Source organism: Streptomyces sp. NPDC042364, from assembly GCF_056437585.1.
The window spans coordinates 103,068-128,421 of the sequence record NZ_JBWKAJ010000008.1; the positions used below are offsets into that span (position 1 = coordinate 103,068).

19 protein-coding genes are annotated in these 25,354 nt (G+C 69.8%); 10 read left to right on the forward strand and 9 right to left on the reverse strand.

The features are described from left to right. Positions 1 to 70 precede the first annotated feature (70 nt). From AC067N_RS18145 to AC067N_RS18155, 3 genes are all read left to right on the forward strand, one after another. A complete protein-coding gene (locus AC067N_RS18145; protein ID WP_478679883.1) occupies positions 71 to 964 on the forward strand; it encodes an NAD(P)-dependent oxidoreductase in 894 nt (297 codons plus the stop codon). A gap of 247 nt (positions 965 to 1,211) precedes the next feature. Then, positions 1,212 to 2,750, forward strand: a complete 1,539-nt coding sequence (locus AC067N_RS18150; protein WP_478679884.1) for a flavin monoamine oxidase family protein — start codon at positions 1,212 to 1,214, stop codon at positions 2,748 to 2,750. Between the two features lie 181 nt (positions 2,751 to 2,931). After that, positions 2,932 to 4,119: a cytochrome P450 gene (locus AC067N_RS18155; RefSeq protein ID WP_478679885.1), complete on the forward strand. Its 1,188-nt coding sequence runs from the start codon at positions 2,932 to 2,934 to the stop codon at positions 4,117 to 4,119. Here the strand turns inward: AC067N_RS18155 and AC067N_RS18160 are convergent. From AC067N_RS18160 to AC067N_RS18170, 3 genes are all read right to left on the reverse strand, one after another. Continuing rightward, positions 4,096 to 6,486, reverse strand: coding sequence for a BTAD domain-containing putative transcriptional regulator (locus AC067N_RS18160; RefSeq protein ID WP_478679886.1), 2,391 nt, complete (start codon positions 6,484 to 6,486; stop codon positions 4,096 to 4,098). The genes AC067N_RS18155 and AC067N_RS18160 overlap by 24 nt on opposite strands. A gap of 404 nt (positions 6,487 to 6,890) precedes the next feature. Next, a complete protein-coding gene (locus AC067N_RS18165; protein WP_478679887.1) occupies positions 6,891 to 7,679 on the reverse strand; it encodes a thioesterase II family protein in 789 nt (262 codons plus the stop codon). A gap of 447 nt (positions 7,680 to 8,126) precedes the next feature. Beyond that, positions 8,127 to 9,149 carry an NADP-dependent oxidoreductase gene (locus AC067N_RS18170; protein WP_478679888.1) on the reverse strand — a complete coding sequence of 341 codons (1,023 nt, stop codon included), beginning with the start codon at positions 9,147 to 9,149 and terminating at the stop codon, positions 8,127 to 8,129. 130 nt (positions 9,150 to 9,279) lie between these two features. On the opposite strand from AC067N_RS18170, the gene AC067N_RS18175 reads away from it, so the two are divergent. Further along, positions 9,280 to 9,717 (forward strand): MarR family winged helix-turn-helix transcriptional regulator, encoded by a 438-nt coding sequence (locus AC067N_RS18175; protein WP_478679889.1) that lies wholly within the window; start codon positions 9,280 to 9,282, stop codon positions 9,715 to 9,717. Between the two features lie 453 nt (positions 9,718 to 10,170). Here AC067N_RS18175 and yjfF read toward each other — a convergent pair whose 3' ends face one another. The 6 genes from yjfF to AC067N_RS18205 form a co-directional block, all read right to left on the reverse strand. Continuing rightward, entirely contained in the window at positions 10,171 to 11,199 is a 1,029-nt protein-coding gene (gene yjfF, locus AC067N_RS18180) for a galactofuranose ABC transporter, permease protein YjfF (RefSeq protein WP_478679890.1), read from the reverse strand. After that, positions 11,199 to 12,323: an ABC transporter permease gene (locus AC067N_RS18185; protein WP_478679891.1), complete on the reverse strand. Its 1,125-nt coding sequence runs from the start codon at positions 12,321 to 12,323 to the stop codon at positions 11,199 to 11,201. Before AC067N_RS18185 ends, yjfF begins: the two co-directional genes overlap by 1 nt. Beyond that, positions 12,320 to 13,852 carry a sugar ABC transporter ATP-binding protein gene (locus AC067N_RS18190; RefSeq protein ID WP_478679892.1) on the reverse strand — a complete coding sequence of 511 codons (1,533 nt, stop codon included), beginning with the start codon at positions 13,850 to 13,852 and terminating at the stop codon, positions 12,320 to 12,322. Before AC067N_RS18190 ends, AC067N_RS18185 begins: the two co-directional genes overlap by 4 nt. A 93-nt stretch (positions 13,853 to 13,945) precedes the next feature. Next, positions 13,946 to 14,953: an ABC transporter substrate-binding protein gene (locus AC067N_RS18195; protein ID WP_478679893.1), complete on the reverse strand. Its 1,008-nt coding sequence runs from the start codon at positions 14,951 to 14,953 to the stop codon at positions 13,946 to 13,948. A gap of 149 nt (positions 14,954 to 15,102) precedes the next feature. Continuing rightward, positions 15,103 to 16,149, reverse strand: coding sequence for a LacI family DNA-binding transcriptional regulator (locus AC067N_RS18200; RefSeq protein ID WP_478679894.1), 1,047 nt, complete (start codon positions 16,147 to 16,149; stop codon positions 15,103 to 15,105). 849 nt (positions 16,150 to 16,998) lie between these two features. Further along, complete coding sequence (locus AC067N_RS18205) at positions 16,999 to 17,721, reverse strand: SCO2400 family protein (RefSeq protein WP_478679895.1); 723 nt, start codon at positions 17,719 to 17,721, stop codon at positions 16,999 to 17,001. A gap of 250 nt (positions 17,722 to 17,971) precedes the next feature. On the opposite strand from AC067N_RS18205, the gene AC067N_RS18210 reads away from it, so the two are divergent. The 6 genes from AC067N_RS18210 to mmsB all read left to right on the forward strand — a co-directional run bounded on the left by AC067N_RS18210 (position 17,972) and on the right by mmsB (position 25,334). After that, on the forward strand, positions 17,972 to 19,135 hold the full coding sequence (locus tag AC067N_RS18210; protein WP_478679896.1) for a mandelate racemase/muconate lactonizing enzyme family protein: 1,164 nt from the start codon (positions 17,972 to 17,974) through the stop codon (positions 19,133 to 19,135). Then, positions 19,132 to 20,154, forward strand: a complete 1,023-nt coding sequence (locus AC067N_RS18215; protein ID WP_478679897.1) for a zinc-dependent alcohol dehydrogenase — start codon at positions 19,132 to 19,134, stop codon at positions 20,152 to 20,154. Before AC067N_RS18210 ends, AC067N_RS18215 begins: the two co-directional genes overlap by 4 nt. Positions 20,155 to 20,275: 121 nt before the next feature. Further along, complete coding sequence (locus AC067N_RS18220; protein ID WP_478679898.1) at positions 20,276 to 21,244, forward strand: hypothetical protein; 969 nt, start codon at positions 20,276 to 20,278, stop codon at positions 21,242 to 21,244. 144 nt (positions 21,245 to 21,388) lie between these two features. After that, the gene (gene chvE, locus AC067N_RS18225; RefSeq protein WP_478680112.1) at positions 21,389 to 22,504 is read left to right on the forward strand and encodes a multiple monosaccharide ABC transporter substrate-binding protein; all 1,116 of its coding nucleotides are present in this window, start codon (positions 21,389 to 21,391) and stop codon (positions 22,502 to 22,504) included. A 38-nt stretch (positions 22,505 to 22,542) separates the two neighbouring features. Continuing rightward, complete coding sequence (mmsA, locus tag AC067N_RS18230) at positions 22,543 to 24,093, forward strand: multiple monosaccharide ABC transporter ATP-binding protein (RefSeq protein ID WP_478679899.1); 1,551 nt, start codon at positions 22,543 to 22,545, stop codon at positions 24,091 to 24,093. After that, positions 24,090 to 25,334, forward strand: a complete 1,245-nt coding sequence (gene mmsB / locus AC067N_RS18235; RefSeq protein ID WP_478679900.1) for a multiple monosaccharide ABC transporter permease — start codon at positions 24,090 to 24,092, stop codon at positions 25,332 to 25,334. The genes mmsA and mmsB overlap by 4 nt, the downstream gene beginning before the upstream one ends. The last annotated feature ends 20 nt before the right edge of the window (positions 25,335 to 25,354 follow it).

Below are 25,354 nucleotides of genomic sequence, written 5' to 3' on the forward strand. Positions count from 1 at the left end.
GGCAGTGGGTTGACCATCGCCGAGATGCAAACCATGCAAACCACAGTGTGAATTGGAACAGGAGTACGCAATGTCGAACACCAACGCAGCCCAAGCTCCGGTGTCGGTCATCGGCCTGGGTCTGATGGGCCAGGCATTAGCCGCTGCTTTCCTCAAGGCGGGGCACCCCACCACCGTGTGGAACCGTACGGCCGCCAAGGCCGACCAGCTCGTCGCCGAGGGCGCCGCCCGCGCCGGCTCGGTCGCGGACGCGGTCGCGGCGAGCCCGCTGGTCGTCGTCTGCGTCACGGACTACACCGCCGTGCGCGAGCTGCTCGACCCGTTGGCCGGCTCGCTCAAGGACAAGGTCGTGGTGAACCTGACCACGGGCACCTCGACACAGGCCCGCGAGACCGCGGAGTGGGCGGCGGGCGTGGAGACCACCTACCTCGACGGCGCCATCATGGCGATCCCGCCGGACATCGCCACCGACGCCGCCGTCCTGCTGTACAGCGGCCCGAAGGCGGCCTACGAGGAGCACGAGGCGACGCTGCGCGCACTGGGCGCCGCGGGCACCACGTACCTGGACACCGACCACGGGCTGTCCGCGCTGTACGACATGTCGCTGCTGGGCATCATGTGGGGCATCCTCAACGGCTTCCTCCAGGGCGCCGCCCTGCTGGGCACCGCCAAGGTGAAGGCCACCACCTTCGCCCCGCTGGCCAACACGATGATCAACGTGGTCACCGAGTACGTGACCGCGTACGCCCCGCAGATCGACGAGGGCAAGTACCCGGCCGGCGACGCCACCATGACGGTCCACCAGGACGCTCTGGAGCACCTCGCCGAGGAGAGCGAGACCCTCGGCATCAACGCCGAGCTGCCCCGCTTCTTCAAGGCGCTCGTCGACCGCGCGGTGGCCGACGGCCACGCCGAGAACGGCTACGCGGCCCTGATCGAGCAGTTCCGCAAGCCCTCCGCCTGACACACGCGTTCCGCCCGGCCTCCGGGGTACGGCCCACCAGCCGTACCCCGGAGGCTTTTGCATTCCACCTGCACGTAATTCTCACATTTCAATCCCCGGCAATCCCCCTGCCGTCCGTCAAACGGAATTACCCGGGGAAGACCGAAAATCGCCGCTGCTCCACTACGTTTGGCAGCGTTTTCCGGACACGGTCCGACGATCCGGGGGAGTGCCCGGCATGCATGCCGGCGACGCATCGAGGAGAAATGTGAGTACACCCAACGAGCACGGCGCGATATCGGCCAACGAGAACGTGGCGTCCGGTTCCGGCCGGGCCGTGTCGCGGCTGACGCGGCGCTCGCTGCTGAGGGCGGCCGGAGCCACCACGCTCGTCACCGCGGCGGGTGCGGCCGTCGCGCGGCCGGCCGCCGCGGCGGCGGAGCTGAAGAAGGACTTCGACGTCATCGTCGTCGGCGCCGGCCTCGCCGGGGTCACCGCCGCCCGCGAGTTGAAGGCCCAGGGCAAGCGGGTCCTCCTGCTGGAGGCGCGCAACCGCATCGGGGGACGGACCTGGACCGACACCTACCAGGGGCAGCAGATCGAGCGCGGCGGCGCCTGGGTCGACCCGCTCCAGCCGTATGTGTGGCGGGAGCTGAACCGCTACAAGGTCCCGATCGTCGCCGACGCGGGTGTCGAGCGGAGCATCCTGCCCACCCTCGACGGGTTCCAGGAGTACGACCCGGCCGAGGCGTACGCCCGCCAGAAGGAGCTGTTCACCCCGTTCTTCGAGGACGGCAACCGGGAGTACTTCCCGCGCCCCTACGAGCCGCTCCACCGCGAGGACCTGGTCCGCGAGCACGACGGCTTCTCGCTCCGTGACCGGCTCGACCAGCTGAGGTACGCGCCGGAGGAGGAGATCCGGCTCACCAGCACGACCTCGCTGTACGGCGGCTCCAGCAAGCGCGGCGCGCTGACCCACCTCACCCAGTGGTGGGCGCTGTCCGGCTGGAACTTCGACGGCTTCCACGGCGTCAACACCTATCGCCCGAAGAACGGCACGATCTCGCTGCTCACGGCCATCCTGGCCGAGGCGGCGCCCACGCTGCGCCTGAACTCTCCGGTGGCCTCGGTCGAGCAGGACGGCAGCCGGGTGCGCGTCGTCACCCGGGCCGGGGAGCAGTTCGTCGCCCCCGAGGTGATCATGGCCGTCCCGGTCAACGTGTGGAAGACGATCAAGTTCAACCCGGGGCTTCCGGAGGCGCACCGTACGGCCTCCACCGCGGGCATCGGCGTGCCGCACGAGAAGAAGCTGTGGCTGGACCTGAAGCGGCCCGCCGACCGCTTCGTCGCGGAGGCCCCGGAGGGACACCCGATCTGCATCATGGGCCGCTTCGACGTGGGCCAGCCGGTGGTGGCGTTCAGCGTGAAGGACACCTTCGACGTACGGGACCGCAAGCAGGTCGAGGCGGCGGTGAAGGACATCCTTCCGGACGCCAAGCTGCTCAGCTACACGGCCCACGACTGGCACGCCGACGAGTTCGCGCTGGGCGTCGGCGCCTTCCGCCAGCCGTTCCAGCTGACCCGGCTGCACCGCGACATCCAGAAGCCGCACGGCCGTGTGAAGTTCGCCGGCGGCGACATCGCCGACGGCTGGAGCGGCTACATGGACGGAGCCGTCGAGTCGGGCATCCGCGCGGCCGGGGGCAAGCTCCTGAGCACCGCCGAGATCAAGCGCCTGACGAGCACGGCGGCCCTGCGGGCCCCGCAGGTCGACCGCCGGCTGTACCGCTCGATGTCGGCGTTCTGACCCGCGCTCCCGGCCCGGTCTCGCCCTGATCTGCCGACGGTATACGGGCGGTCTCCGGAAGCCGGCGCCACGTCACCGGCAGTGGACTTCGGTCCGCTGCCGGTTTCAGGTCTCTCACGCATTCCCTTTGTGCCCGCGGAATTCGCCGTGGGACGAGAAACGCGAGGATAAGGTCAGGACCATGAGCATAACTTCGGATACTCTCGCAAAGGATCCGGCGGAGTCGCTGTTCGCCTGGTTCCGTTCGATGCTCGACACCCAGCCCGTGTACCGGGACCCGGAAAACGGATGGCAGGTTTTCGGTTACTCCGACATCTCCCGGATTCTCGCCGACACGACCACCTTCTCCTCGGACACCGCCCGCGCGTTCAATCCGCCGCAGCCCGATCTCGACTTCTTCGACATGGGCAATCTGGTGACGACCGACCCGCCCCGGCACCGCCAGCTCCGCTCGGTGATCAGCTCCGTGTTCACCGCGCGAGCCGTGACCGGGCTGACTCCCCGGATCGAGAAGGTCACCAACGCCCTGCTCGACGGGGTGGGCGGCGCCGACCGTTTCGACCTGATCGACTCGCTGGCCTACGCCCTGCCCATCAACGTGATCCTGGAGCTTCTGGGTCTGCCGGTCGAGGACGAGCCACTGTTCCGGGTGTGGGGCGAGGCCCTCGGCACCGTCGACGCCGCGACCGTCCCGCCGGAGCAGCTGGAGCGCGAGGTGGTCCCGGCGGTGCGGGAGATGAACGCGTATCTGCTGGAGCACGTGCGGCGGCTGCGCAGGAACCCCACGGACGACGTGCTCAGCAGGCTCGCGGGCGCCAAGGTCGACGGCGAGTACCTGGACGACGGTGAGATCGTCGGGGTGACCGGTCTGACCATGTTCGCCGGGCACGCCACCACGATGGCCCTCATCGGCAACGCCGTCCTCCTCTTCGACCGGCACCCGGAGGTGGGGGCCGCGGTGCGCGCGGACCGCTCGCTGCTGCCGGGCGCGCTGGAGGAGGTGCTGCGGCTGCGGCCGCCGTTCCCGAGGCTGGCCCGGATCACCACCGCCGACACCGAGCTGGGCGGTCACACCATCCCCGCCGGGTCACTGGTGACGCCGTGGATCGGGGCCGCGAACCGGGACGGCTCCCGGTTCCCCGACCCCGACCGGTTCGACATCCACCGCACCACCAGCCATCTGGTGTTCGGGCAGGGCATCCACTTCTGCCTCGGCGCGCCGCTGGCCCGTCTCGAGGCGAGGATCGCCCTGAACATCCTGATGGACCGCTACCCGGACATCGCGGTGGACGAGACCGGCTCCCTGGAGTTCGAGAACCCCCGGCAGCTGATCTCGCCCACCCGGCTACCGGTACGGGTGTCCGGCTGACCTCGGCAGGCACAGGTCCGGCGCGGCGGTCTGCGGGCCGCCCGCGCCGGGACCGCACCGCTCGTCCCTGAGGGAGGCCGAGCCGGACGCCAGGATGCGGCGCAACTGGGTGCGGCGGGCGGCCGGATCGTCACCGGCCCCCTCCAGCAGGGCCTCCAGAAGTCCCCCGGCGGAGGTGTTCATACCCCCGGCCGTGGTGGACATCAGGAACTCCAGCAGCCGGTCGATGGCCGCGTCGGAGATCGGCTCCAGGGTGAGCGTGAGTCCGTGCCGAATGCCGCTGCCCCACTCGGGGCGCCGTTTGAGCAGCTCCGGCCGCGCGGTGGCGATCACCAGCAGCGGCAGTGAGCCCGCCGACGACGCGAGGCTCTCCACGAAGTCCACCAGGACGTCGTCGGCCCAGTGCAGGTCCTCGAAGACCACCACGAGCGGGCCCCGCCCCGCGGTCTCCGCGAGCAGTTGCCGCGAGGCGGCCAGCGCGTCGCCGACCGCGACCCGGGTGCTCGCGCAGACCTCGGCGTCCAGGAGCGGATGCAGACACGTCACCATCCACTGCCGCTCCTCCTCGGCCTCGACCAGCCGCTCGACGGTGGCGGTGAGCTTGGCCCGCGTCGTCTCGGCCGAGTCGCCCCGCAGGATCCCGCAGCAGGACGCCACCAGGTCGTACAGGACTTCCAGCGGCTCCTCCCCGATGACGGGCCGGCTGCGCACCACCAGCAGCCGTACGGCCTCCGGGTTGGCCGCGACCCGCCGTTCGAACTCCATGATGAACCGGGTCTTGCCGATGCCTGGCTCCCCCAGCACCGTCACCAGATGGGGCGTCGCCTGGTGCCGGGTGCGCTGGAGCAGGCCGCGCAGCACGTCGAGGTCGTACTCGCGGTCGATCACGGGTACGGCGTGCAGGGCGACGTACTCCTGGCGGAAGCCCCCGACCTGCCAGCCGGGCGAGGAGCCGCCGTGGTGGTAGGTGACCGCGAACTCGGTGGCGCGACGGGTGTCGTCGCAGACCCTGATCTCCCCCGCCGAGGTGAGGGACAGCAGCGTGTGGCACTCGTCGAGGAGGGCGCCGTTGACCGACGGCGGGACCTCGCCGCTGCCGGGCTGGTAGCGGACGAGTGCCTCGCCGGTGGCGACCGCCGCCTGGACGGAGACCCCGCGCGCGGCGGCCGTGGCCCGCCCGGCGGGGGACGCCGCGACACCGAGGCGGTCGCGGATGGTCATCGCCGCGTGCACCGCCCGCTCGGCGTCGTCCTCGCCGGTGCGGGGGACCCCGAACAGGGCGAGCCAGATCGGGCCGATCGAGGCGGTGACCGTACCGCCGAGGCACTCGACCTCCTCGCGGATGACCGCGGCCGCGTTCTCGGCGGCCTCGTCGATCCGCTCGGGATCGTTGTCGCCGTCCTCCGGGCTGAGCTGGGCGCGCACGATGAGGACGCTGACGTCCTTGCGCTCGGCCACCATGGTCCGCAGCACGGGTGCCGCCGGGGCGGGCGGTTCGGCGGTCGGCGGCCGGGTGGCCGGCTCCTCGGCGACCGTGCCGTCGGCGGCCCGGCGGTCGCGGGGTACGGCCGGAGCGGCGGGGGTCTCCGGCTGGGCGGGTACGGCGTCGAGGCCGTCCGGTACGCCCTGGAGGCCCGACTCCGCGCGGTCGCGGGAGGCGCCCGTCATGAGCAACTCGATCTGCTGCCGGACGCCGACCGGGACCAGCGCCGGGTCATGGACGAGAATGGCCTGCTGCAATGCCTTGAGTGCGTGGCCCGGTTCGAGTCCGAGTTTCTCCACCATTTCACTGCGGGCGGCGTGATAGACGTCCAATGCGTCCGTCTGCCGCCCCGACCGGTAAAGCGCGAGCATGAGTTGTCCGAGCAGCCGCTCCCGCAGCGGCTCGGTGGCCACCGTTTTCTCCAACTCGGCCAGTATGCGGTGATGGTGGCCGCACCCCAGCTCCGCCTCGAAATAGTCTTCCAGAGCGTCCAGCCGGGCGTTCCTGACGGACGTCAGCTCGGGCCAGTCGATTCCCGTTTCCACCAGATCCGCCAGCACCGGTCCCCGCCAGAGGGCCAGTGCGTCGCGCAGCAGTACGGAAGCCTTCTCCGGTGATCCCGCCGCGAGTTCCGCGCGCCCCTTTTCGACCAGCCCCCGGAAGTTGTGGAGGTCCGTCCGGTCGGGCGCGATCCGCAGCATGTAGCCCGGGGCCTGACTCAACAGCTCCACACAGCCTGCGTCGCGCTCGTCCGGGGTGAGCGCCCGGCGCAGTCTCCACACGGAGTTCTGCAGTATTTTCCGGGCCGACTGAGGCGTCTTGCCGACCGGCCACAACGCCTCTATCAACTGACTGCTCGCCACCACCCGGTTGGCGTTGAGCAACAGAAACCCGAGTGTAGCGCGCTGTCTCGTTCCGCCCAGTCCGACCAACTGGTCGCTGCAAACAACCTCTAATGGGCCCAGCATTCGAAACCGCATCGCTTTCCCCCATTACAAGATTCCTCAAGTTCTTGCAAGCGATCGCCTTCGAGGTCCCCTTGCACGGGCATACCCAGGTGTCGACAGTGCCACCCCCGTGTCCCCCGTCTCCGCAAGTCGACCCGCCGAGTCGATCACGAATACCTGTCCTCAAGTGACACACGAGCCGTGCGTTCCGGTCAAGTTCTCTCAGGAAGCGGCCCGTTTTCTGGCCGGATCCAGGCGGCTCACAGGCTCCGCACAGACGGAGGACGGTGCCGGGCGCCGGCCGGGGCCCTCCCGCCCCGGCCGGTGGTCGCCCGTCCCGGTCAGCCGGCGCGGACCGGCAGCAGTCCGCGGATCAGGTCGATCACGTCCCCCGCATGGTCGTTGAGGAAGAAGTGACCGCCCTCGAACACCCGGGTGCGGAAGTCGCCCGAGGTCTGCTCGCCCCAGGTCCGCACCTCCTCGACGGTCGCCTCCGGATCCCGGTCGCCGGCCAGGGCGACCACCGGACAGGACAAGGGGCGTCCGGGGGTGTCCTCGTAGGAGGCGAGGGCCCGGTAGTCGCCGCGCAGCGAGGGGAGGATCAGCTCAAGCAGCTCCGGATCATCGAGGACCATGGCGTCCGTGCCGCCCAACTCCCGTATGCGCCGGACCAGTTCGGCGTCGTCCCCGGGCAGAGCGCGCTTCCGTCCCCGGGCGGCGGCAGGTCCGCGGCGGCCCGACACGACGAGCAGCCGCGGCTCGCCGCCGGGCCGCCGGGCGAGCCGTACGGCCACCTCGTACGCCAGGGAGGCCCCCATGCTGTGCCCGAGCAGGGCCCGGGGCCGGTCCCCGGACGGGCCCAGCGCCTCGGCGATCAGGTCGGCCATCAGATGCAGGTCCTCGACCGGTGCCTCACGCAGCCGGTCGAGGCGTCCCGGGTACTGCACGGCCACGACGTCCACGGCCGGGGCGAGGGCGACGGCGAGGGGACGCCAGTAGGTGGCGGAGCCGCCCGCGTGCGGGAAGCAGACCAGTTCGCACTCCGGGCCTACGCCGGGTCCGGTAACCGCGTCCCCTGCCGGCGGGAAACGCCGAAACCAGACGTTCTGTTGTTGGCTCACCCTGACCAACCCCGCGTTTCCGTACCCGACATCCTCTTCGCCGCGCCCGCCGCGCGACGCGTCCGCGCCTCATCAGACATGCAAGGACCTTTCGAACAGGTTCGTGCGTCGTACAGTCACCCGCATCGTCGCATCCCGGCGTCACATCCCGTCCGGCATTTCTCCACGGCACGCTCTCATCGTGCAGTCCTGCCCGTCCGGCTCCCCGAACACACCGACGCCCCCACGCTGTTCAGGCGCCGGTGGCACCGGTGCCGGGCTCCGCCGGGACCCGGACCGGGACTCACGCCGTTCAGCACCGCCGCCGGCACCGTCACCGCCGCGGTGCCGGCCGACGACGACGCCGGGCGCACCGTCCCGCGGCTGCAGACACGGCGGAGTCCGCACCCCACGTCCAGGGGTGCGGACTCCGCCGTGCGCAACGAACGCGACCGGAGGCGCGTCACGGGGTGGGGCTCAGAGCTTGACGATCATCTTGCCCGTGTTGTCGCCGCGCAGGACGCCGAGGAAGGCCTCCAGGTTGTTCTCGATGCCCTCGACCACGGTCTCGCGGTACTTGAGCTCGCCGGAGCGGACCCAGGCGCCGACCTCCTGGACGAACTGCGGCTGGAGGTCGTAGTGGTCGCCGACGAGGAAGCCCTCGATGCGGCCGCGGGTCTGGATGAGCCGGGCGAGGTTCTTGGGACCGGGGGCGGGCTCGGTGTTGTTGTAGACGGAGATCATCCCGCACACGGCGATCCGGCCGTCGCGGTTGAGCTGCCCGATGGCGGCCTCCAGGTGGTCGCCGCCCACGTTGTCGAAGTACACGTCGACGCCGTCGGGCGCCGCCTCGCGCAGCTGCTCGGCGACGGGGCCGTTCTTGTAGTTGAAGGCCGCGTCGAAGCCGTACTCCTCGACGAGGAGCTTGACCTTCTCGTCGGAACCCGCCGAGCCGATGACACGGGAGGCACCCTTGAGCCTGGCGATCTGGCCGACCTGGCTGCCGACGGCACCGGCGGCGCCGGAGACGAAGACGGAGTCGCCCTCCTTGAAGGACGCGGTGCGCAGCAGACCGGCGTAGGCGGTGAGGCCGGTCATGCCGAGGACGCCGAGGTAGGTGGACAGGGGCGCGGCGTCGGGGTCGACCTTGACGGCCTGCTTGGCGTCGAAGGTGGCGTACTCGCGCCAGCCGCCGAAGTGCAGCACGTGGTCGCCGGCGGCGATGCCCTCCGCGGCGGAGGCGACGACCTCGCCCACGGCACCGCCCTGCATGGCCTTGCCCAGCTCGAAGGGGGCGACGTACGACTTGGCGGCGCTCATGCGGCCGCGCATGTACGGGTCCACGGAGAGGAACTTGTTCCTCACCAGGACCTCACCGGCGGCGGGCTGCCGGATCTCCGCCTCGACCAGGGCGAAGTCCTCGGACTTCGGCCAGCCGACGGGGCGGCTGAGCAGGTGCCATTCGCGGCCGGTGGCGGGGAGGGCGGAGGTGTCGGACATGGGGGGCCTTCCTGCGGGTGCGTTCGGCGTACGGCTCGTCGTCGTACATACCGTGCGGTTACTTCAGTACCTGAAACAACCATGCTCCTGAATATTTCATGCTGTCAAGTAAAGAGGTAGTCTGGAGGCCATGGCCACACAGAGGACGACCCCCCGCATCGACCCGCTGACCCTCGAGGTCGTCGAACTCATCGGCACCGTCGTGGCCCGCTACCACGCGGAGTACGAGGACGCCGCCGCCGGACACGCTCTCACCGGCGCCCAGGCCCGCCTTCTCGGGCTCCTTTCCCTCGAACCGCTCCCCATGCGTCAGCTCGCCCAGAAGCTCCGCTGCGAACCGTCGAACGTGACGGGCATCGTCGACCGGCTGGAGGCCCGGGGTCTGGTCGAGCGCCGCCCCGACCCCAAGGACCGCCGGGTGAAGCTGGCCGCGGCGACGTCGGAGGGCCGACGCGTCGCGCGCAGCCTGCGCGAGTCCCTGGACTTCGCCCGGGAGCCGCTGGCGGGCCTGTCGACGAGGGAACGGGAGTCCCTGCGGGACCTGCTGCGGCGCATGCTGGAGGCATAGCCCGCGCCGCCCGCGTGACGGCTTCGCGACGGCTGCCCTCGCGGCCCGGCTGCCCTGGGGCGCGGCCCACGCCCTGGTCACCGCCGCTTCCACACCACGGTCGACGGACCCCCGCGCCCGCTCCTCCTTCAGGACCGGGCGCGACCTGGCGCGGGCACGCTCCGTCGGCCGGGTCCGCGGCGGCGGCGCGGGGGGTGACCGGCGCGGCGATGCCGGTCCTGCGGCACCCGGTGGAGACGCCGGGCGAGGTGCTCGGACGGCTCTTCCGCCCGTGGTCCGTCCCGGCGCCGGCGGGAGGGGGGCCGCTTCACTCTCCCGCGTCTCGTGGTCTTCGCCCGGAAGGGCAGCCACGTCCCGGCCCGCGGCCCCGCGTGCGACGACAGCGGGAGCGGCCCGGCGCACGGGGTTCGTGCGCCGGGCCGCTCCGGTGGCGAGGACGGGTTCCGCTTCCGGTCAGGTCTTCCTGCGTGACGTCATCGCGCGCTGGATCAGGATGAACGCGCACAGCAGCACACCCGTGGCGATCTTCGTCCACCAGGAGCTGAGGGTTCCCTCGAACTGGATGATGCTCTTGATGAGACCCAGTACGAGGACGCCGAACAGCGTGCCGATGACGTAGCCGGAGCCGCCGGTCAGCAGGGTTCCGCCGATGACGGTCGCGGCGATCGCGTCGAGTTCCATACCGACGGCGTGCAGCGGGTCACCGGACTGGATGTACAGCATGAACAGCAGGCCGGCCAGGGCCGAGCAGAAACCGCTCACGGTGTACACGGCGATCTTGGTGCGGCCCTGCGGGAGACCCATCAGCATGGCGGACTGCTCGTTGCCGCCGATGGCGTACACACGGCGTCCGAAGCGCGTGTAGTGCAGCACGTAGAACGCGATCCCGACGACCACCAGGGCCGCGATCGCACCGATCGACAGCTCCCCCGGGCCGAGCGACACCCGCGTCTGGGCCAGGCTGCTCACCGAGGAGTCGCTGATCGAGATCGACTCCTCGGTGATGACCAGGCACAGCCCGCGGAAGAGGAAGAGCCCGGCGAGCGTCACGATGAACGGCTGGATCTCGAAGTTCTCGATCACATAGCCCATCAGGAAGCCGCCGAACGCCCCGACGCCCAGGGCGAGGAGGACGGCGAGCGGCAGCGGCACCCCCTGGCGCTCCACCATCCAGGCCGTGAACATCGTCGTGAAGCCGATGACGGAGCCCACGGACAGGTCGATGCCGCCGGACAGGATCACGAACGTGGCGCCCACCGCCGCGACCAGCAGGTAGCCGTTGTCGATGAACAGGTTCAGGAAGACCTGCGGTTCGCCGAAGCCGTAGTTCTGGTAGCGGCTCAGGCCCGCGATGTACATCGCGAGGAAGAGCGTGGCGGTCACCAGGACCGGCAGCCGGCGGTCGCCCAGCAGCGTGGCGAGCCTGGACGGCGGCGTCGTACGGCTGTCCGGAGCCGTCGGGGTCTGGGTGGTCGCGCTCATCACGACACCTCCATCTTGGGGGCGGCCTCGGCGGTCGTGACGGTCTTCGCCGGCCCGGCGGCGGCGCTGCCGCCGCTCGCCGCACCGGACTTGGGCCCGAGCCTGGCGCCGAAGACCTTCGCGCGGAACTTCGGGGACTGGAGCAGGCAGACGATGATGACGACCACGGCCTTGAAGACCAGGTTCGTCTGGGTCGGGACGCCGATCGTGTAGATCGTGGTCGTCAGGGTCTGGATGACCAGGGCGCCGATCACCGTGCCGCCGATGGAGAACCGGCCGCCCAGCAGCGACGTGCCGCCGATGACCACCGCGAGGATGGCGTCCAGCTCGATCCACAGACCCGCGTTGTTGCCGTCCGCGGCCGAGGTGTTGGAGCTGATCATCAGGCCGGCGATGCCCGCGCACACGGCGCAGAACACGTACACCATGATCTTGATGCGGCGGGAGCGGATGCCGACCAGGCGGCTGGCCTCGGCGTTGCCGCCGACCGACTCGACGAGCAGACCGAGCGCCGTGCGGCGGGTCAGCAGGACGGTGACGGCGACGACGACGGCCACCACGAAGATGGAGAACGGCAGCGTCAGCCAGTAGCCGCCGCCGATCAGCTTGTACGGCTCGCTGTTGATGGTGATGATCTGGCCGTCGGTGATCAGCTGGGCGACACCGCGGCCGGCGACCATGATGATCAGCGTGGCGATGATGGGCTGGATGCCCATGCGGGCGACCAGGAAGCCGTTCCACAGGCCGCAGACCACCGCCGCCAGCAGGCCGACGCCCATGGCCAGGAACACCGCCGACAGCGCGTTCTGGTCGGCCTGGTCGCTGATGTACGAGCAGGTCAGGGCGCCGGTGATGGCGACGACCGCACCCACGGAGAGGTCGATGCCGCCGGTGGCGATCACCAGGGTCATACCGACCGCCACCAGGATCAGGGGCGAGCCGAACAGCACGATCGAGACGAGGCTGCCGTAGAGGTGGCCGTCCGTCATCTTGATCGAGAAGAAGTCGGGCGTGAAGGGCACGTTGACGAGCAGCAGGGCCACCAGGACCGCGACCGGCCAGAACAGGTGGTGGTGCGTCAGCGCCCGCCAGCGGGACGTCGTGGCTGCGGATGGGGTGCTCACTGGTGTTCTCCGCTCGCGATGGTCTCCAGGATCCTGCTGGTGGTGATCTCCGGCCCGTTGGTCAGGCGCGCCACCAGCTTGCGGTCGCGCAGCACGCCGATGGTGTGGCTGAGGCGGAGGACCTCCTCCAGCTCGGCCGCGATGTAGAGCACCGACATGCCGTCCTCGGAGAGGGACACCACGAGCTTCTGGATCTCCGCCTTGGCGCCGATGTCGATGCCGCGCGTGGGCTCGTCGAGGATCAGCAGCCTGGGTTGGGTGATCAGCCAGCGGGCCAGCAGTACCTTCTGCTGGTTGCCGCCGCTGAGCTGGCCGACGCGGGCCTCGGGGTTGGCGGGGCGGATGTCGAGGGCCTTGATGTACTTGGCGACGAGTTCGTCGCGCTGGGCGGCCGGGATGGGCCGGGTCCAGCCGCGGGCCGCCTGGAGGGCGAGGATGATGTTCTCCCGCACCGTCAGGTCCGGTACCAGGCCCTCGGCCTTGCGGTTCTCCGAGCAGAAGGCGACCCCGGCGCCGATGGCGTCGTTGGGGGCGTGCATCGGGACCTGCTTGCCGCCCACGGTGACCTTGCCGCTGTCGGGCTGGTCGGCGCCGAAGAGCAGCCGGGCGAGTTCGGTGCGGCCGGAGCCGAGCAGTCCGGCGAGGCCCACGACCTCGCCCTTCTTGATCTCCAGGTCGAAGGGGGCGATGCCGCCGGTGCGGCCGAGGCCCTCGGCGTGCAGCAGGGTCTCGCCGACGTCCGCGTGCAGCTGGTGCTCGTGCAGCTCCTCCAGCTTGTCCAGCTCCTTGCCGATCATGAGCTGGATGAGTCCGACCTGGTCGAGGTCGCTCACCATGTGCTCGCCGACGAGGGTGCCGTTGCGCAGGACGGTCATGCGGTCGCAGATCTCGTAGATCTGGTCGAGGAAGTGGGAGACGAACAGGATCGCCACGCCCTCGTCCTTCAACTGCCGCATGAGGCGGAAGAGTTCGAGGACCTCGTCCCGGTCGAGGCTGGACGTCGGCTCGTCGAGGACGAGCACCTTGGTGCCCCGGCCCTCGTCGTCGCCGGTGCTCACCGACCGTACGATCGCGACCAGTTGCTGCACGGCCAGCGGGTACGCGGACAGCGGGGCGGTGACGTCGATGTCGAGGCCGAGCCGGTCGACGAGTTCCGCGGCCTCCCTGCGCATCCGCTTCCACTGGATGCGGCCGAAGCGGGTGGGCTCACGGCCGATGAAGATGTTCTCCGCCACCGACAGGTTGGGGCAGAGGTTGACCTCCTGGTAGACCGTGTTGATCCCGGCCTGCTGCGCCTGGAGGGGGCTGGCGAACCGTACCGGCGTCCCGTCGAGGGTGATCGTGCCGCCGTCCAGGGAGTAGACCCCGGTCAGCACCTTGATCAGGGTTGACTTGCCGGCGCCGTTCTCGCCCATGAGGGCGTGGATCTCGCCGGGGAAGAGCCGGAAGTCGACGCCCGACAGAGCCCGTACCCCCGGAAACTCCTTGACTATGCCCGTCATCTCCAGGACGGGCCGTGGCTCTGCCATGGCAGCGCTCCTCTTGGATTTCGTTCAGGCCCGCAGGGAGCCCCGGGACCGACGGGGTCGGTCGGCCGGAGACTCCCTGCCGGAACGTGCGGGTCAGTACTTGCGGGTGGGGAGGGCGTCCTTGGCCTGGTCCTGCATGAAGTCGCTCTCCTTGGTCTTGATCCAGCGCTCGACCGAGCCGCCGTCCTTGACCGTCTGGACGACCTCCATGAGCTGGGGGCCGAGCAGCGGGTTGCACTCGACGATGGCGTTGATCTTGCCCTCGGACATGGCCACGAAGCCGTCCTTCACGCCGTCGATCGAGACGATCAGGATGTCCTTGCCGGGCTTCTTGCCGGCCGCCTCGATGGACTGGATGGCGCCGATGGCCATGTCGTCGTTGTGCGCGAAGAGGACGTTGACGTCCGGGTTGGACTGCAGGAAGGCCGCCATGACCTGCTTGCCGCCGGCGCGGGTGAAGTCACCGGTCTGGGTGACGACGATCTTCCAGTCGTCCTTGTGCTCGGCGTCCATGACCTCCTTGAAGCCCTTGGCGCGCTCGATCGCGGGGGCGGAACCGGTGGTGCCCTCCAGCTGCGCGATCTTCACCTTCCCCTTGTGTCCGGCCTTCTCCAGGACCTTCTCCAGGATCTTGGCCGCGCGCCGGCCCTCGTCGGTGAAGTCGGAGCCCACCAGGGTCACGAACAGGGACTCGTCCTTGGTCTCCACGGAGCGGTCGGTGAGGACCACCGGGATCTTCGCAGCCTTGGCCTCCTGGAGCACCGCGTCCCAGCCGGTGACCTTCACCGGCGAGAAGGCGATGACGTCCACCTTCTGCGCGATGAAGCTGCGGATCGCGGAGATCTGGTTCTCCTGCTTCTGCTGCGCGTCGGAGAACTTCAGGTTGTAGCCCGCCTCCTTGGCCGCCGCCTTGATGGAGTCGGTGTTGGCGCTGCGCCAGCCGCTCTCGGAGCCGACCTGGGAGAAGCCGAGGGTGATCTTCTTGCTGCCGCCGCCGGAGGAACCGCCGGAGCCGCCCTCGTCCTCCTTGGCGCAGGCGGACAGGCCCGCCGCCGCTGCCACGCCGACCGCCGCGGTGAGGAAGTTCCGTCTGTTGAGCATGTGTCTTCTCCTTTGAAGAGCCGGTCCGGGGACGGACCTGCTGGTACTCGATGGACCGGCCGCACTATGTCCAGCCTGTCGATCATTGTTCGAAATGTCGGCCACGCTGATGGCTTTTTGAGGGATGGGGTCGATCGGGAGGTGCCGGGTCAGCCGGGAGCGGTGCCCGGGGTGGATGCGTACGGGTAGGTGCTGGCCCGGACGACGAGTTGGGGTTCGATGGCGATCCGGGTCGGCCCGGAGGGGGTCCGGCCCTCGATCAGGTCCAGGAGCAGGGCGATGCTCCGTTGGCCCACCGCGGAGAAGTCCTGGCGGACCGTGGTGAGCGGCGGGGCGAAGAACTCCGACTCCGGGATGTCGTCGTAGCCGACCACCGCGACGTCCTGGGGAGTGCGTACGCCGGCCTCGCGCAGGGCCCGCAACACCCCCAGTGCCATCTGGTCGTTGGCGACGAAGACGGCGGTCAGACCGCGGCCCACCCAGCCGGCCAGTTCCTGGCCCGCACGGTAGCCCGAGAGCGGGCTCCAGTCACCCCTCAGGGGCATCGGCGGTTCCACGCCCGCCTCTTCGAGGGTCGCCCGCCAGCCGGCGACCCGGTCGGCGGCCTCCTGCCAGTCCTCGGGTCCGGCGAGGTGCCAGACCGTGCGGTGGCCGGCGGCCAGCAGATGGCCGGTGGCGAGCCGGGCGCCGAGGTACTGGTCGACGTTGGCACCGGGGACCGTGGAGGCGGACCCCGTGCCCACGGCCACCACCGGGAAGGGACGGCGGAGTTCGGCGAGGGCCTCGACCGCCGACCGCTGGGGGGCGATGGCGATCACGCCCTCCACCCCGCCGTCGCTGAGGTGGTCCAGGGCCTCGGAGAGCGTCTCCACGGTCAGCTCGCGCACACTGACCGTCGAGACCAGGTACCCCTCGGCCCGGGCCGCCTCCTCCAGCGCGAACAGGGTGCTGGCCGGTCCGTAGAGCGTGGTGTTGGAGGCCACCACGCCCAGGGTCCGGGTGCGGCGGGTCGCCAGGGCTCTCGCGGAGGAGTTGCGACGGTAGCCCATCTCCTCGATCGCGCGCTGCACCCTGGCGCGGGTCTCGTCCCGCACGTTGGGGTGGTCCCCCAGGACCCGGGAGACGGTCTGGTGGGACACGCCGGCCAGGCGGGCGACGTCGGCCATGGTGGGCGGCCGGGGCGGTGAGTGGGTCACGGCCGCACCTCCTTGGCGGTCGTCTGCGGATAAGACCTCTGCTGCGGGCGGGGAGCTCCGCGTCGTCGGCTTCACGCCGGGGTTCCGGACGTTCCCATGGCACCGACGGGGAAAGCGGGTTGGAGCACTGCCGGCACGACGCTCGTACCTCCTCGGGTGCCGTCGGGAACCGACTGGTGAATGCGGAGGTCATTGTGAGCGCTAACAATTCATGGCGGTCAAGAGGGCTGCGTCAGGGAAGTCGTCACGGTTGAATAACGCGCCCTCCCGCCGGGGGCGCCGCGAGGCCCCTCCGGGACACGCGTTACGGGCGTGAAAAAGGCCCAGGTCCTGCGGTGTTGACATCACCGGCCCCCACTCCGGGTGGCCCCTGCGCCCCCGGCTCGGGCCCACGCCTTGGACGAACATCACGAAGGTGTTCGCGGCACCATCGGCACCATCGCGGGGGCCTCGAGAGAGCTCCGACGGTCCCTGCGGACATCGGATCGGGCACCGGGCGGACGGCGTTCACGGAGGCGCGACGAGCGGCGCGCAAGGGGCCGCGACGGGTGACGTACGGGACCGGCGGAACGGCCGCCGGGGCGGCGACCGGACCGCTCGGACCGCACCGCCTCGGACGCGGACACGCGGCAGCACCGGCTTCACCGCCCACCGCCCGCAGCCCGCAGCCCGCAGCGACGTGCCTCCTCGGCGCGCGCCGGTCCGACCGGCACCACCACCCGGCGCTCGACAAGGGCTGCGCCCACCTCCCGGAACAGACGCCCCAGCGGCGCGCAATCCCGGTGCCCCGGGCGCCGATCGGCAGGAGATCCGCGCCCTGCGGGGAGCCGCCGGACACGCACCCTGCGCCTACGAGCACCACCACAGGATGCGGGTGCAGGTCTCCGACGGGGAGGGGGCCGGGGTGGGCTTGTCCGGGGTGGGGTCCGGGGCGTCGGGGGTCTCGGGGGCCTCGGCCTCGGCGGGGGGCGCGGCGCTGGGGCGGGCCGAGGCGTCCGAGGCGGAACGATCCTTCGCCTTGTCCTCGCCCTCGGTGTCCTCGGTGTCCTCGTCGTCCTCGGGCTTCTCGGACTCGGCGGCGGAGGGCGACGGGGAGTCGTCCGGCGACTTCCCGTCCCCGCCGTCCGTCCCCGCCGCTTCACCGCCGCCCGAGCCGTCGTCCCCCGAGTCGGCCGGCGACGGCGTGGCGGCGTCGTCCACGGACGCCGCGTTCGGGTGCGACGGCGGTGCCTCCATGCCGAGTTCGGCGAGGCTCAGCCCGCCCGCGGCGAGGATCAGCCCCGCCCCGGCCAGCAGCACCCGCTTGCGCCGGCGGCGGTGCGCCGCCGCCCGCCGGTCCCGCCGGGCCGCCCGCTCACCGCGCCCGCCGCCCCGTGACCGGGCGGCCCGGCGCCCGCCCTCGGCGCTCGCCTCGTCACCGCCCTGGTACGTTTCGTCGCTTTCGTTCGCGGCGACGTCGTCCGGTTCGGGCGACATGTCCGCGTAAGCCCGGCCCTCTTCGGCCGGTGCGCCGCACCCGGGACAGGCCAGGGCGCCATTGAGGTGCCGTTGGCACGGGTGGCAGTAGTCCATGACGCCGGAAGATTATTTGGCGCGCCGGTGACGTTCCCAGACGGCCCCGTGAAAGTTGTGTGGGAACCTCGTGTACTGGCGTGTCAGGACGGCGACCGCGCTGATCACCGCCCGCCCGCCGGGCCGTCGCCCCGAGACCGTTGTACGCCTGACCCATTGACACTCGGACCGGGTCGTCCTTACTGTCGCGCCAGCATTTCGAACGAGCTTCGAAATTTCGAACAGACACCGATGAAGGACAGGGAGCACCGTGCGCATCACGGGAATCAGCACACACGTGGTCGGAACGCCGTGGCGGAACCTGACCTACGTCCAGGTGCACACCGACGAGGGACTCACCGGCGTCGGCGAGACCCGCATGCTGGGCCACACCGACGCCCTGCTCGGCTACTTGCGCGAGGCAGAGGCCAACCACATTCTCGGGTCCGACCCGTTCGCTGTCGAGGATCTCGTCAAGCGGATGAAGTACGGCGACTACGGCCGGGCCGGCGAGATCGTGATGTCCGGCATCGCCGTGATCGAGATGGCCTGCTGGGACATCAAGGGCAAGGCCCTCGGCGTTCCGGTCTGGCAGTTGCTCGGCGGCAAGGTCACCGACAAGGTCAAGGCGTACGCCAACGGTTGGTACACCACGGAGCGCACGCCCGAGGCGTACCACAAGGCGGCGCGGGGCGTGATGGAGCGCGGTTACCGGGCGCTCAAGATCGACCCCTTCGGCACCGGCCACTTCGAGCTGGACCACGAGCAGAGCCTGTACGCCGTCTCGCTGATCGAGGCCGTGCGGGACGCCATCGGGCCCGACGCCGAGCTGATGCTGGAGATGCACGGCCGGTTCTCCCCGTCCACCGCCGTCCGGCTGGCCATGGAGCTGGCCCCCTTCAAGCCGGCGTGGCTGGAGGAGCCCGTGCCGCCGGAGAACCTGAAGGCCCTGGAGAAGGTCGCCGCCAAGGTGGACATGCCGATCGCCACGGGTGAGCGCATCCACGACCGGATCGAGTTCCGCGAGCTCTTCGAGAGCCAGGCGGTCGACATCATCCAGCCCGACGTCGGTCACATCGGCGGCATCTGGGAGACCCGCAAGCTGGCCGCGACCGCCGAGACCCACTACATGCTGGTCGCGCCGCACAACGTGGGCGGCCCGGTGCTGACCGCCGCCTCGCTCCAGGTCGGCTTCACCGCGCCGAACTTCAAGATCCTGGAGCACTTCAACGACTTCGCGGACGCGGACATCAAGAAGGTCGTCAAGGGCGCCCCCCAGGTCAACCCCGAGGACGGCTGCTTCCATCTGTCCCACGAGCCGGGCCTCGGCGTCGAACTGGACGTGGACGCGGCGGCGGAGTTCCCGCAGCAGCAGGCCCGCTTCGACCTGTGGGCCGAGGGCTGGGAGCAGCGCAAGCCCAAGGGGAACAAGTGACGGCCTCGCCCGACGCGGCCACCGCCGTCGTCATCGAGGCTCCGGGCGAGCACCGGCTCGTCCCGCACGAGCCCCGGCAGCCCGCGGCGGGCGAGGCACTGGTCCGTGTCCACGCCTCCGGGATCTGCGGCAGCGACCGCGAGGTCTACCAGGGCAACAGGCCCGAGGGGTACGTCCGTTACCCCCTCGTCCCGGGTCATGAGTGGTCCGGGACGGTGGTCTCCGTCGGCGACGGCGTGCCTTCAGGTCTTGTAGGCCGCAAGGTCGTGGGCGAGGGCTTCCGGAACTGCCAGGTGTGCGACCGCTGCCACGCGGGCGAGACCACACTCTGCTCGGCGGGGTACGAGGAGACCGGCTTCACCCAGCCGGGCGCCATGGCCACCACGCTGACGCTTCCCGCCCGCCTGCTGCACGTTCTGCCGGACGACTGCGATCTGACGGCGGCGGCGCTGCTGGAGCCGGCCGCCTGTATCGCGGCGGCCGCGCTCAAGGCGAACGCGGTCCCCGGGGAGCGGGTGGCCGTCGTGGGCACCGGCACCCTCGGAATGTTCGCCGTTCAGTTCCTGAAGGCGGCCTCCCCGGCCGAGCTGCTCGTCGTGGGCACCCGCCCGGACCGGGCGGAGCTGTCCAGGCGGTTCGGCGCCTCGGACTTCCGCACGAAGGACGAGGAACTGCCCGGCGACTTCGACGTCGTCATCGAGACCGCCGGTTCCGCGGACGCGGCGGTCACCGCCGCCGCCCTGCTGCGGCGCGGCGGACGGCTGGTCCTGACGGGCATCCCGGCACCGGGCGCGGACGGACTCGACCCGACGGATCTCGTCGTACGGCAGCTGGAGGTGCACACCGTGTTCGGTGCGCCCCCGGACGCCTGGGCGCACACGGTACGGGTCTTCGGGGCCGGGCTCCTCGATCCGCTGCCGCTCGTCACGCACGAGCTGCCGCTGCACGAGTTCCCGGAGGCCATCGAGCTGGTGGGGTCCGGCGACCCCAAGGTCGGAAAGGTCCTCCTGCGGCCGTGACACACCCCTGAGCCGTACGCCGGTACGGGGTACCTGACGACTGCGTACCGGCGTACACCCATAGTTTTCTGCGCAAAGAGCCGCGAACCTTGTCTGAAATATCGAACCTGAAGGACAGCTTGTGACCGACACCACTGCTCCGGCGCCGCGCCGACCCGGCGAGCCCGCGCTTGCCGCGCTCGGCCTGAGCGCGCCCGCTCTCGATCCCGCCGACGCCTCTCCGCACACCTTCCCGGGCGGCGGCCGCTGGCGCACCGAGGTCCCTTCCGTGGAAGGGCCCGAGGCGCTCGCCGTGGTCCTCAAGGAGGCCTCGCGGCTCGATGTGCCGATCCACCGGATCAGCCAGGGCAGCGGTGTCTGGATGCTCACCGACGCCGAGATCACCGAGATGGTGGAGGCGACGGCCGAGCGGGACATCGAGCTCTGCCTGTTCACCGGCCCGCGCGGCACCTGGGACATCGGCGGCTCCACCCGTACCGACTCCAGGGGCGCCGGGTTGCGCGCCCGGGGACACGACGCGGTCGCCGGCTGTGTCGAGGACGCCGTGCGCGCGACCGAGCTGGGCGTGAAGTGCCTGCTCGTCGCCGACGAGGGCGTGCTCTGGGCGCTGCACCGCGCCCGGGTCGCGGGCATCCTGCCGGCCGACACCACCTTCAAGGTCTCGGCGCTGATCGGCCCGGTGAACCCGGCAGCGTACGCCGTGTACGAGAACCTCGGCGGCGACTCGATCAACGTGCCGAGCGACCTGACGCTCGATCACCTCACCGAGATCCGGCGGGTGTCCGGCGCTCCGATGGACATGTACATCGAGGCACCCGACGACCTCGGCGGCTATGTGCGGATGTACGAGGTCGCCGAGCTGATCCGGCGCGGCGCGCCGATCTACCTGAAGTTCGGCCTGTCGAAGGCACCCGGGATCTACCCCTACGGGCACCACATGCGCGACCTGACCCTGTCCACCGCCAAGGAGCGGGTGCGGCGCGGCCGGCTCGCCCTGGACCTGCTCGCGCGGCACGGGGCGGACGGCGACATGGCGCCGCTCGGTTCGCGCCTGCCGGGAGACCTGAAGCGTTTTTGTAATCCCGCATAACGAACCGGCCAACTGTCTTCACAGAAGAAGACGCGGTCCCACAGAATCCCCCACATCTTCTTCTGGCGTCCTTCGGCTCCTCCCTCGCTCGCGAAGCGCCGTCCTCACCGCCAGAACGTTCCAGGCACCGAAACATCAAGGATGATGATCATGCGCACTCGCCGAGCCGCTCTCGCCGCCATAGCCTCCGCCGCCTCCCTCGCCCTGACGCTGTCCGCCTGCGGCCAGAGCAGCGAGGGCGGCAGCAAGGACGAGGGCGGCAGCACCAAGGGCGCCACCATCGGCATCTCGATGCCGACCAAGTCCTCCGAGCGGTGGATCGCCGACGGCAACAACGTCGTCAAGGACCTGGAGTCCAAGGGCTACAAGACCCAGCTGGTCTACGGTGAGGACGACCCCGCCAAGCAGGTCTCCCAGATCGAGAACATGATCACGCAGGGCGTGAAGGCCCTGATCGTCGCGGCGATCGACAACAAGTCGATGAACAACGTGCTCCAGCAGGCCAAGGACGCCAAGATCCCGGTCATCTCCTACGACCGTCTGATCCTCGGCACGGAGAACGTCGACTACTACGCCTCCTTCGACAACGAGAAGGTCGGCGAGCTCCAGGGCAACTACATCGTCGACAAGCTCGGCCTGAAGAACGGCAAGAAGGGCCCGTTCAACATCGAGCTCTTCGCCGGCTCCAACGACGACAACAACACCCGCTACTTCTTCCAGGGCGCCATGAACGTGCTGCAGCCCTACATCGACAAGAAGCAGCTCGTCGTCAAGTCCGGCCAGACCGAGCTGACCAAGGTCACCACGCTGCGCTGGGACGGCGCCACCGCCCAGCGGCGCATGGACGACATCCTCACCAAGTCGTACAAGAGCGGCAAGGTCGACGCCGTGCTCTCGCCGTACGACGGCATCTCCATCGGCATCCTCTCCGCGCTGAAGTCGGACGGCTACGGCTCCAAGGACAAGCCGCTGCCGGTCGTCACCGGGCAGGACGCCGAGGTCGCCTCGGTGAAGTCGATCATCGCGGACGAGCAGGCGATGACCGTCTACAAGGACACCCGCGAACTCGCCAAGGTGGCCTCGAACATGGTCGACGCGCTGCTGAACGGCAAGAAGCCGGAGACCAACGACACCGAGACCTACGACAACCAGGCGAAGGTCGTGCCGGCCTACCTGCTGGAGCCGGTCGCCGTCGACAAGGAGAACTACCAGAAGGTCGTCGTCGACTCCGGCTACATCAAGGCGGGAGACCTCAAGTAAGCCGGATTCCCGACCACCACTGATTGGAAGGCACGACCATGGCGGGACCCGTCCTGGAAATGCGCTCGATCGTCAAGACCTTTCCCGGTGTGAAAGCGCTGTCGGACGTCACCCTGACCGTCCGCCAGGGCGAGGTCCACGCCATCTGCGGTGAGAACGGCGCCGGCAAGTCCACCCTGATGAAGGTGCTCTCCGGCGTCCATCCGCACGGCAGTTACGAGGGCGAGATCCTCTTCGAGGGAGAGGAGTGCCGCTTCAAGGACATCAGGGCCAGCGAGCAGCGCGGCATCGTCATCATCCACCAGGAGCTGGCGCTCTCCCCGTACCTCTCCCTCGCGGAGAACATCTTCCTCGGCAACGAACACGCCAAGGGCGGGTTCATCGACTGGCGGGAGACTCTTCGGCACGCGTCCGAACTGCTGCGCCGGGTGGGTCTCGACGACCACCCGGAGACCCGGGTCGCCGACATCGGTGTCGGCAAGCAGCAGCTGGTGGAGATCGCCAAGGCCCTGTCGAAGAAGGTGAAGCTGCTCATCCTGGATGAGCCGACCGCCGCCCTGAACGACGAGGACAGCGGCAAACTCCTGGACCTCATCCTGGAGTTGAAGAAGCAGGGCATCACCTCGATCATCATCTCCCACAAGCTGAACGAGATCCGCAAGGTCGCCGACTCGGTGACGATCATCCGTGACGGCAGGTCCATCGAGACCCTCGATGTGAAGGCGCCGGAGACCACGGAGGACCGGATCATCAGCGGGATGGTGGGCCGCGACCTCGACCACCGCTTCCCCGAGCGCACGCCGCACGAGGCGGAGGTGGGCGCGGCTCCGGCCCTGGAGATCCGCGACTGGACCGTGTTCCACCCGATCGACCCGCAGCGCAAGGTGGTCGACAACGTGTCGATCCACGCACGGCGCGGGGAGATCGTCGGTATCGCGGGCCTCATGGGCGCCGGCCGCACCGAGCTCGCGATGAGCGTCTTCGGCCGGTCCTACGGCCGCTACTCGAGCGGCACGGTCCTCAAGGACGGCACCGAGATCCGTACCAAGTCGGTGGCCGAGGCGGTCAAGCACGGCATCGCGTACGTGACGGAGGACCGCAAGCACTACGGTCTGAACCTGATCGACACGATCAACCGGAACATCTCGCTGACCGCCCTGAAGAAGGTCGCCAAGCGGGGCGTCGTCGACGAGCACGAGGAACGCCAGGTCGCCGAGCGCTACCGCAAGACCATGAACATCAAGGCTCCGACGGTGTTCGAGCCGGTGGGCAAGCTGTCCGGCGGCAACCAGCAGAAGGTCGTCCTCAGCAAGTGGATCTTCGCGGGGCCGGATGTGCTGATCCTGGACGAGCCGACGCGCGGTATCGACGTCGGCGCCAAGTACGAGATCTACACCGTGATCGACAAGCTGGCCGCCGAGGGCAAGGCGGTCGTCTTCATCTCCTCCGAGCTGCCGGAGCTGCTGGGGATGTGCGACCGCGTCTACACCATGGCCGCGGGGCGGCTGACCGGCGAGTTCTCGCGTGCCGAGGCCACGCAGGAATCGCTGATGCGCCAGATGACGAAGGACAAAGAGGTAACCCGATGAGCACGGAAGTGACCGCCAAGAGCCCGGCCCCGGCGCCGCCGGGCGGGACCGGATCGGCCACCGGCGGCGGACTGCTGCAGCTGATGCTGGACGGCATGCGCCGCAACATGCGGCAGTACGGCATGCTGATCGCCCTCGGCCTGATCGTCGCCTTCTTCGCGATCCTGACCGACGGCGACCTGCTGCTGCCGCGCAACGTCTCCAACCTGGTCCTGCAGAACAGCTACATCCTGATCCTCGCGATCGGCATGATGCTGGTGATCGTCGCGGGCCACATCGACCTGTCGGTCGGTTCGCTCACGGCCTTCGTGGGCGCGTTCGCGGCCGTGCTGACGGTCCAGCACGACGTGTCGTGGCCGGTCGCCGTGGTGCTCTGTCTGCTGGCGGGCGCCGTGGCGGGCGCGGCACAGGGGTTCTTCATCGCGTATCTCGGCATACCGTCGTTCATCGTCACCCTGGCCGGCATGCTGGTCTTCCGCGGTGTGACGGAGATCCTCCTGGAGGGCCAGACCCTCGGCCCGTTCCCCGACGGTCTGCAGAAGATGGGCAACGGCTTCCTGCCCGAGGTCGGCCCCACCACGAACTACCACAACATCACGCTGCTGCTGGGCTTCACCATGATCGCCTTCGTGGTCATCCAGGAGATGCGTGACCGGGGGCGGCAGAAGGAGTTCGCCCTGGACGTGGTGCCGCGCAACATCTTCCTGCTCAAGCTGGTCGCCATCTCCGCCGCGCTGCTCTCGGTCACCATGCTGCTGGCCAGCTACAAGGGCGCGCCGATCATCCTGCTGGTCCTGGGCGCGCTGGTCGTCGGCTACGGCTACCTGATGCGCAACTCGGTCTTCGGCCGGCACATCTACGCGATCGGCGGCAACCTGCCGGCCGCGAAGCTCTCCGGTGTGAAGGACAAGAAGGTCACCTTCCTGGTCTTCGTCAACATGGGTGTGCTCGCGGCCCTCGCGGGGCTGGCGATCGCCGCCCGTCTCAACGCGGCCTCGCCGAAGGCCGGTCTGAGCTATGAACTCGAGGCGATCGCCTCGGCGTTCATCGGCGGCGCCTCGATGAGCGGCGGCGTCGGCACCGTCCTCGGCGCGATCATCGGCGGTCTCGTCCTCGGTGTGCTGAACAACGGCATGAACCTCCTCAGCGTCGGCACCGACTGGCAGCAGGTCATCAAGGGCCTGGCCCTGCTGGCCGCCGTCGGCTTCGACGTGTGGAACAAGCGCAAGGGCGGTTCCTGACGGAAACCCGGAAGGGGGCC

Coding starts and splice junctions, on each gene's coding strand:
- AC067N_RS18145 (WP_478679883.1), top strand. CDS start 71: ATGTCGAACACCAACGCAGCCCAAGCTCCGGTGTCGGTCATCGGCCTG.
- AC067N_RS18155 (WP_478679885.1), top strand. CDS start 2,932: ATGAGCATAACTTCGGATACTCTCGCAAAGGATCCGGCGGAGTCGCTG.
- AC067N_RS18170 (WP_478679888.1), bottom strand. CDS start 9,149: ATGTCCGACACCTCCGCCCTCCCCGCCACCGGCCGCGAATGGCACCTG.
- AC067N_RS18175 (WP_478679889.1), top strand. CDS start 9,280: ATGGCCACACAGAGGACGACCCCCCGCATCGACCCGCTGACCCTCGAG.
- yjfF (WP_478679890.1), bottom strand. CDS start 11,199: ATGAGCGCGACCACCCAGACCCCGACGGCTCCGGACAGCCGTACGACG.
- AC067N_RS18190 (WP_478679892.1), bottom strand. CDS start 13,852: ATGGCAGAGCCACGGCCCGTCCTGGAGATGACGGGCATAGTCAAGGAG.
- AC067N_RS18195 (WP_478679893.1), bottom strand. CDS start 14,953: ATGCTCAACAGACGGAACTTCCTCACCGCGGCGGTCGGCGTGGCAGCG.
- AC067N_RS18205 (WP_478679895.1), bottom strand. CDS start 17,721: ATGGACTACTGCCACCCGTGCCAACGGCACCTCAATGGCGCCCTGGCC.
- chvE (WP_478680112.1), top strand. CDS start 21,389: ATGATCATGCGCACTCGCCGAGCCGCTCTCGCCGCCATAGCCTCCGCC.
- mmsA (WP_478679899.1), top strand. CDS start 22,543: ATGGCGGGACCCGTCCTGGAAATGCGCTCGATCGTCAAGACCTTTCCC.
- mmsB (WP_478679900.1), top strand. CDS start 24,090: ATGAGCACGGAAGTGACCGCCAAGAGCCCGGCCCCGGCGCCGCCGGGC.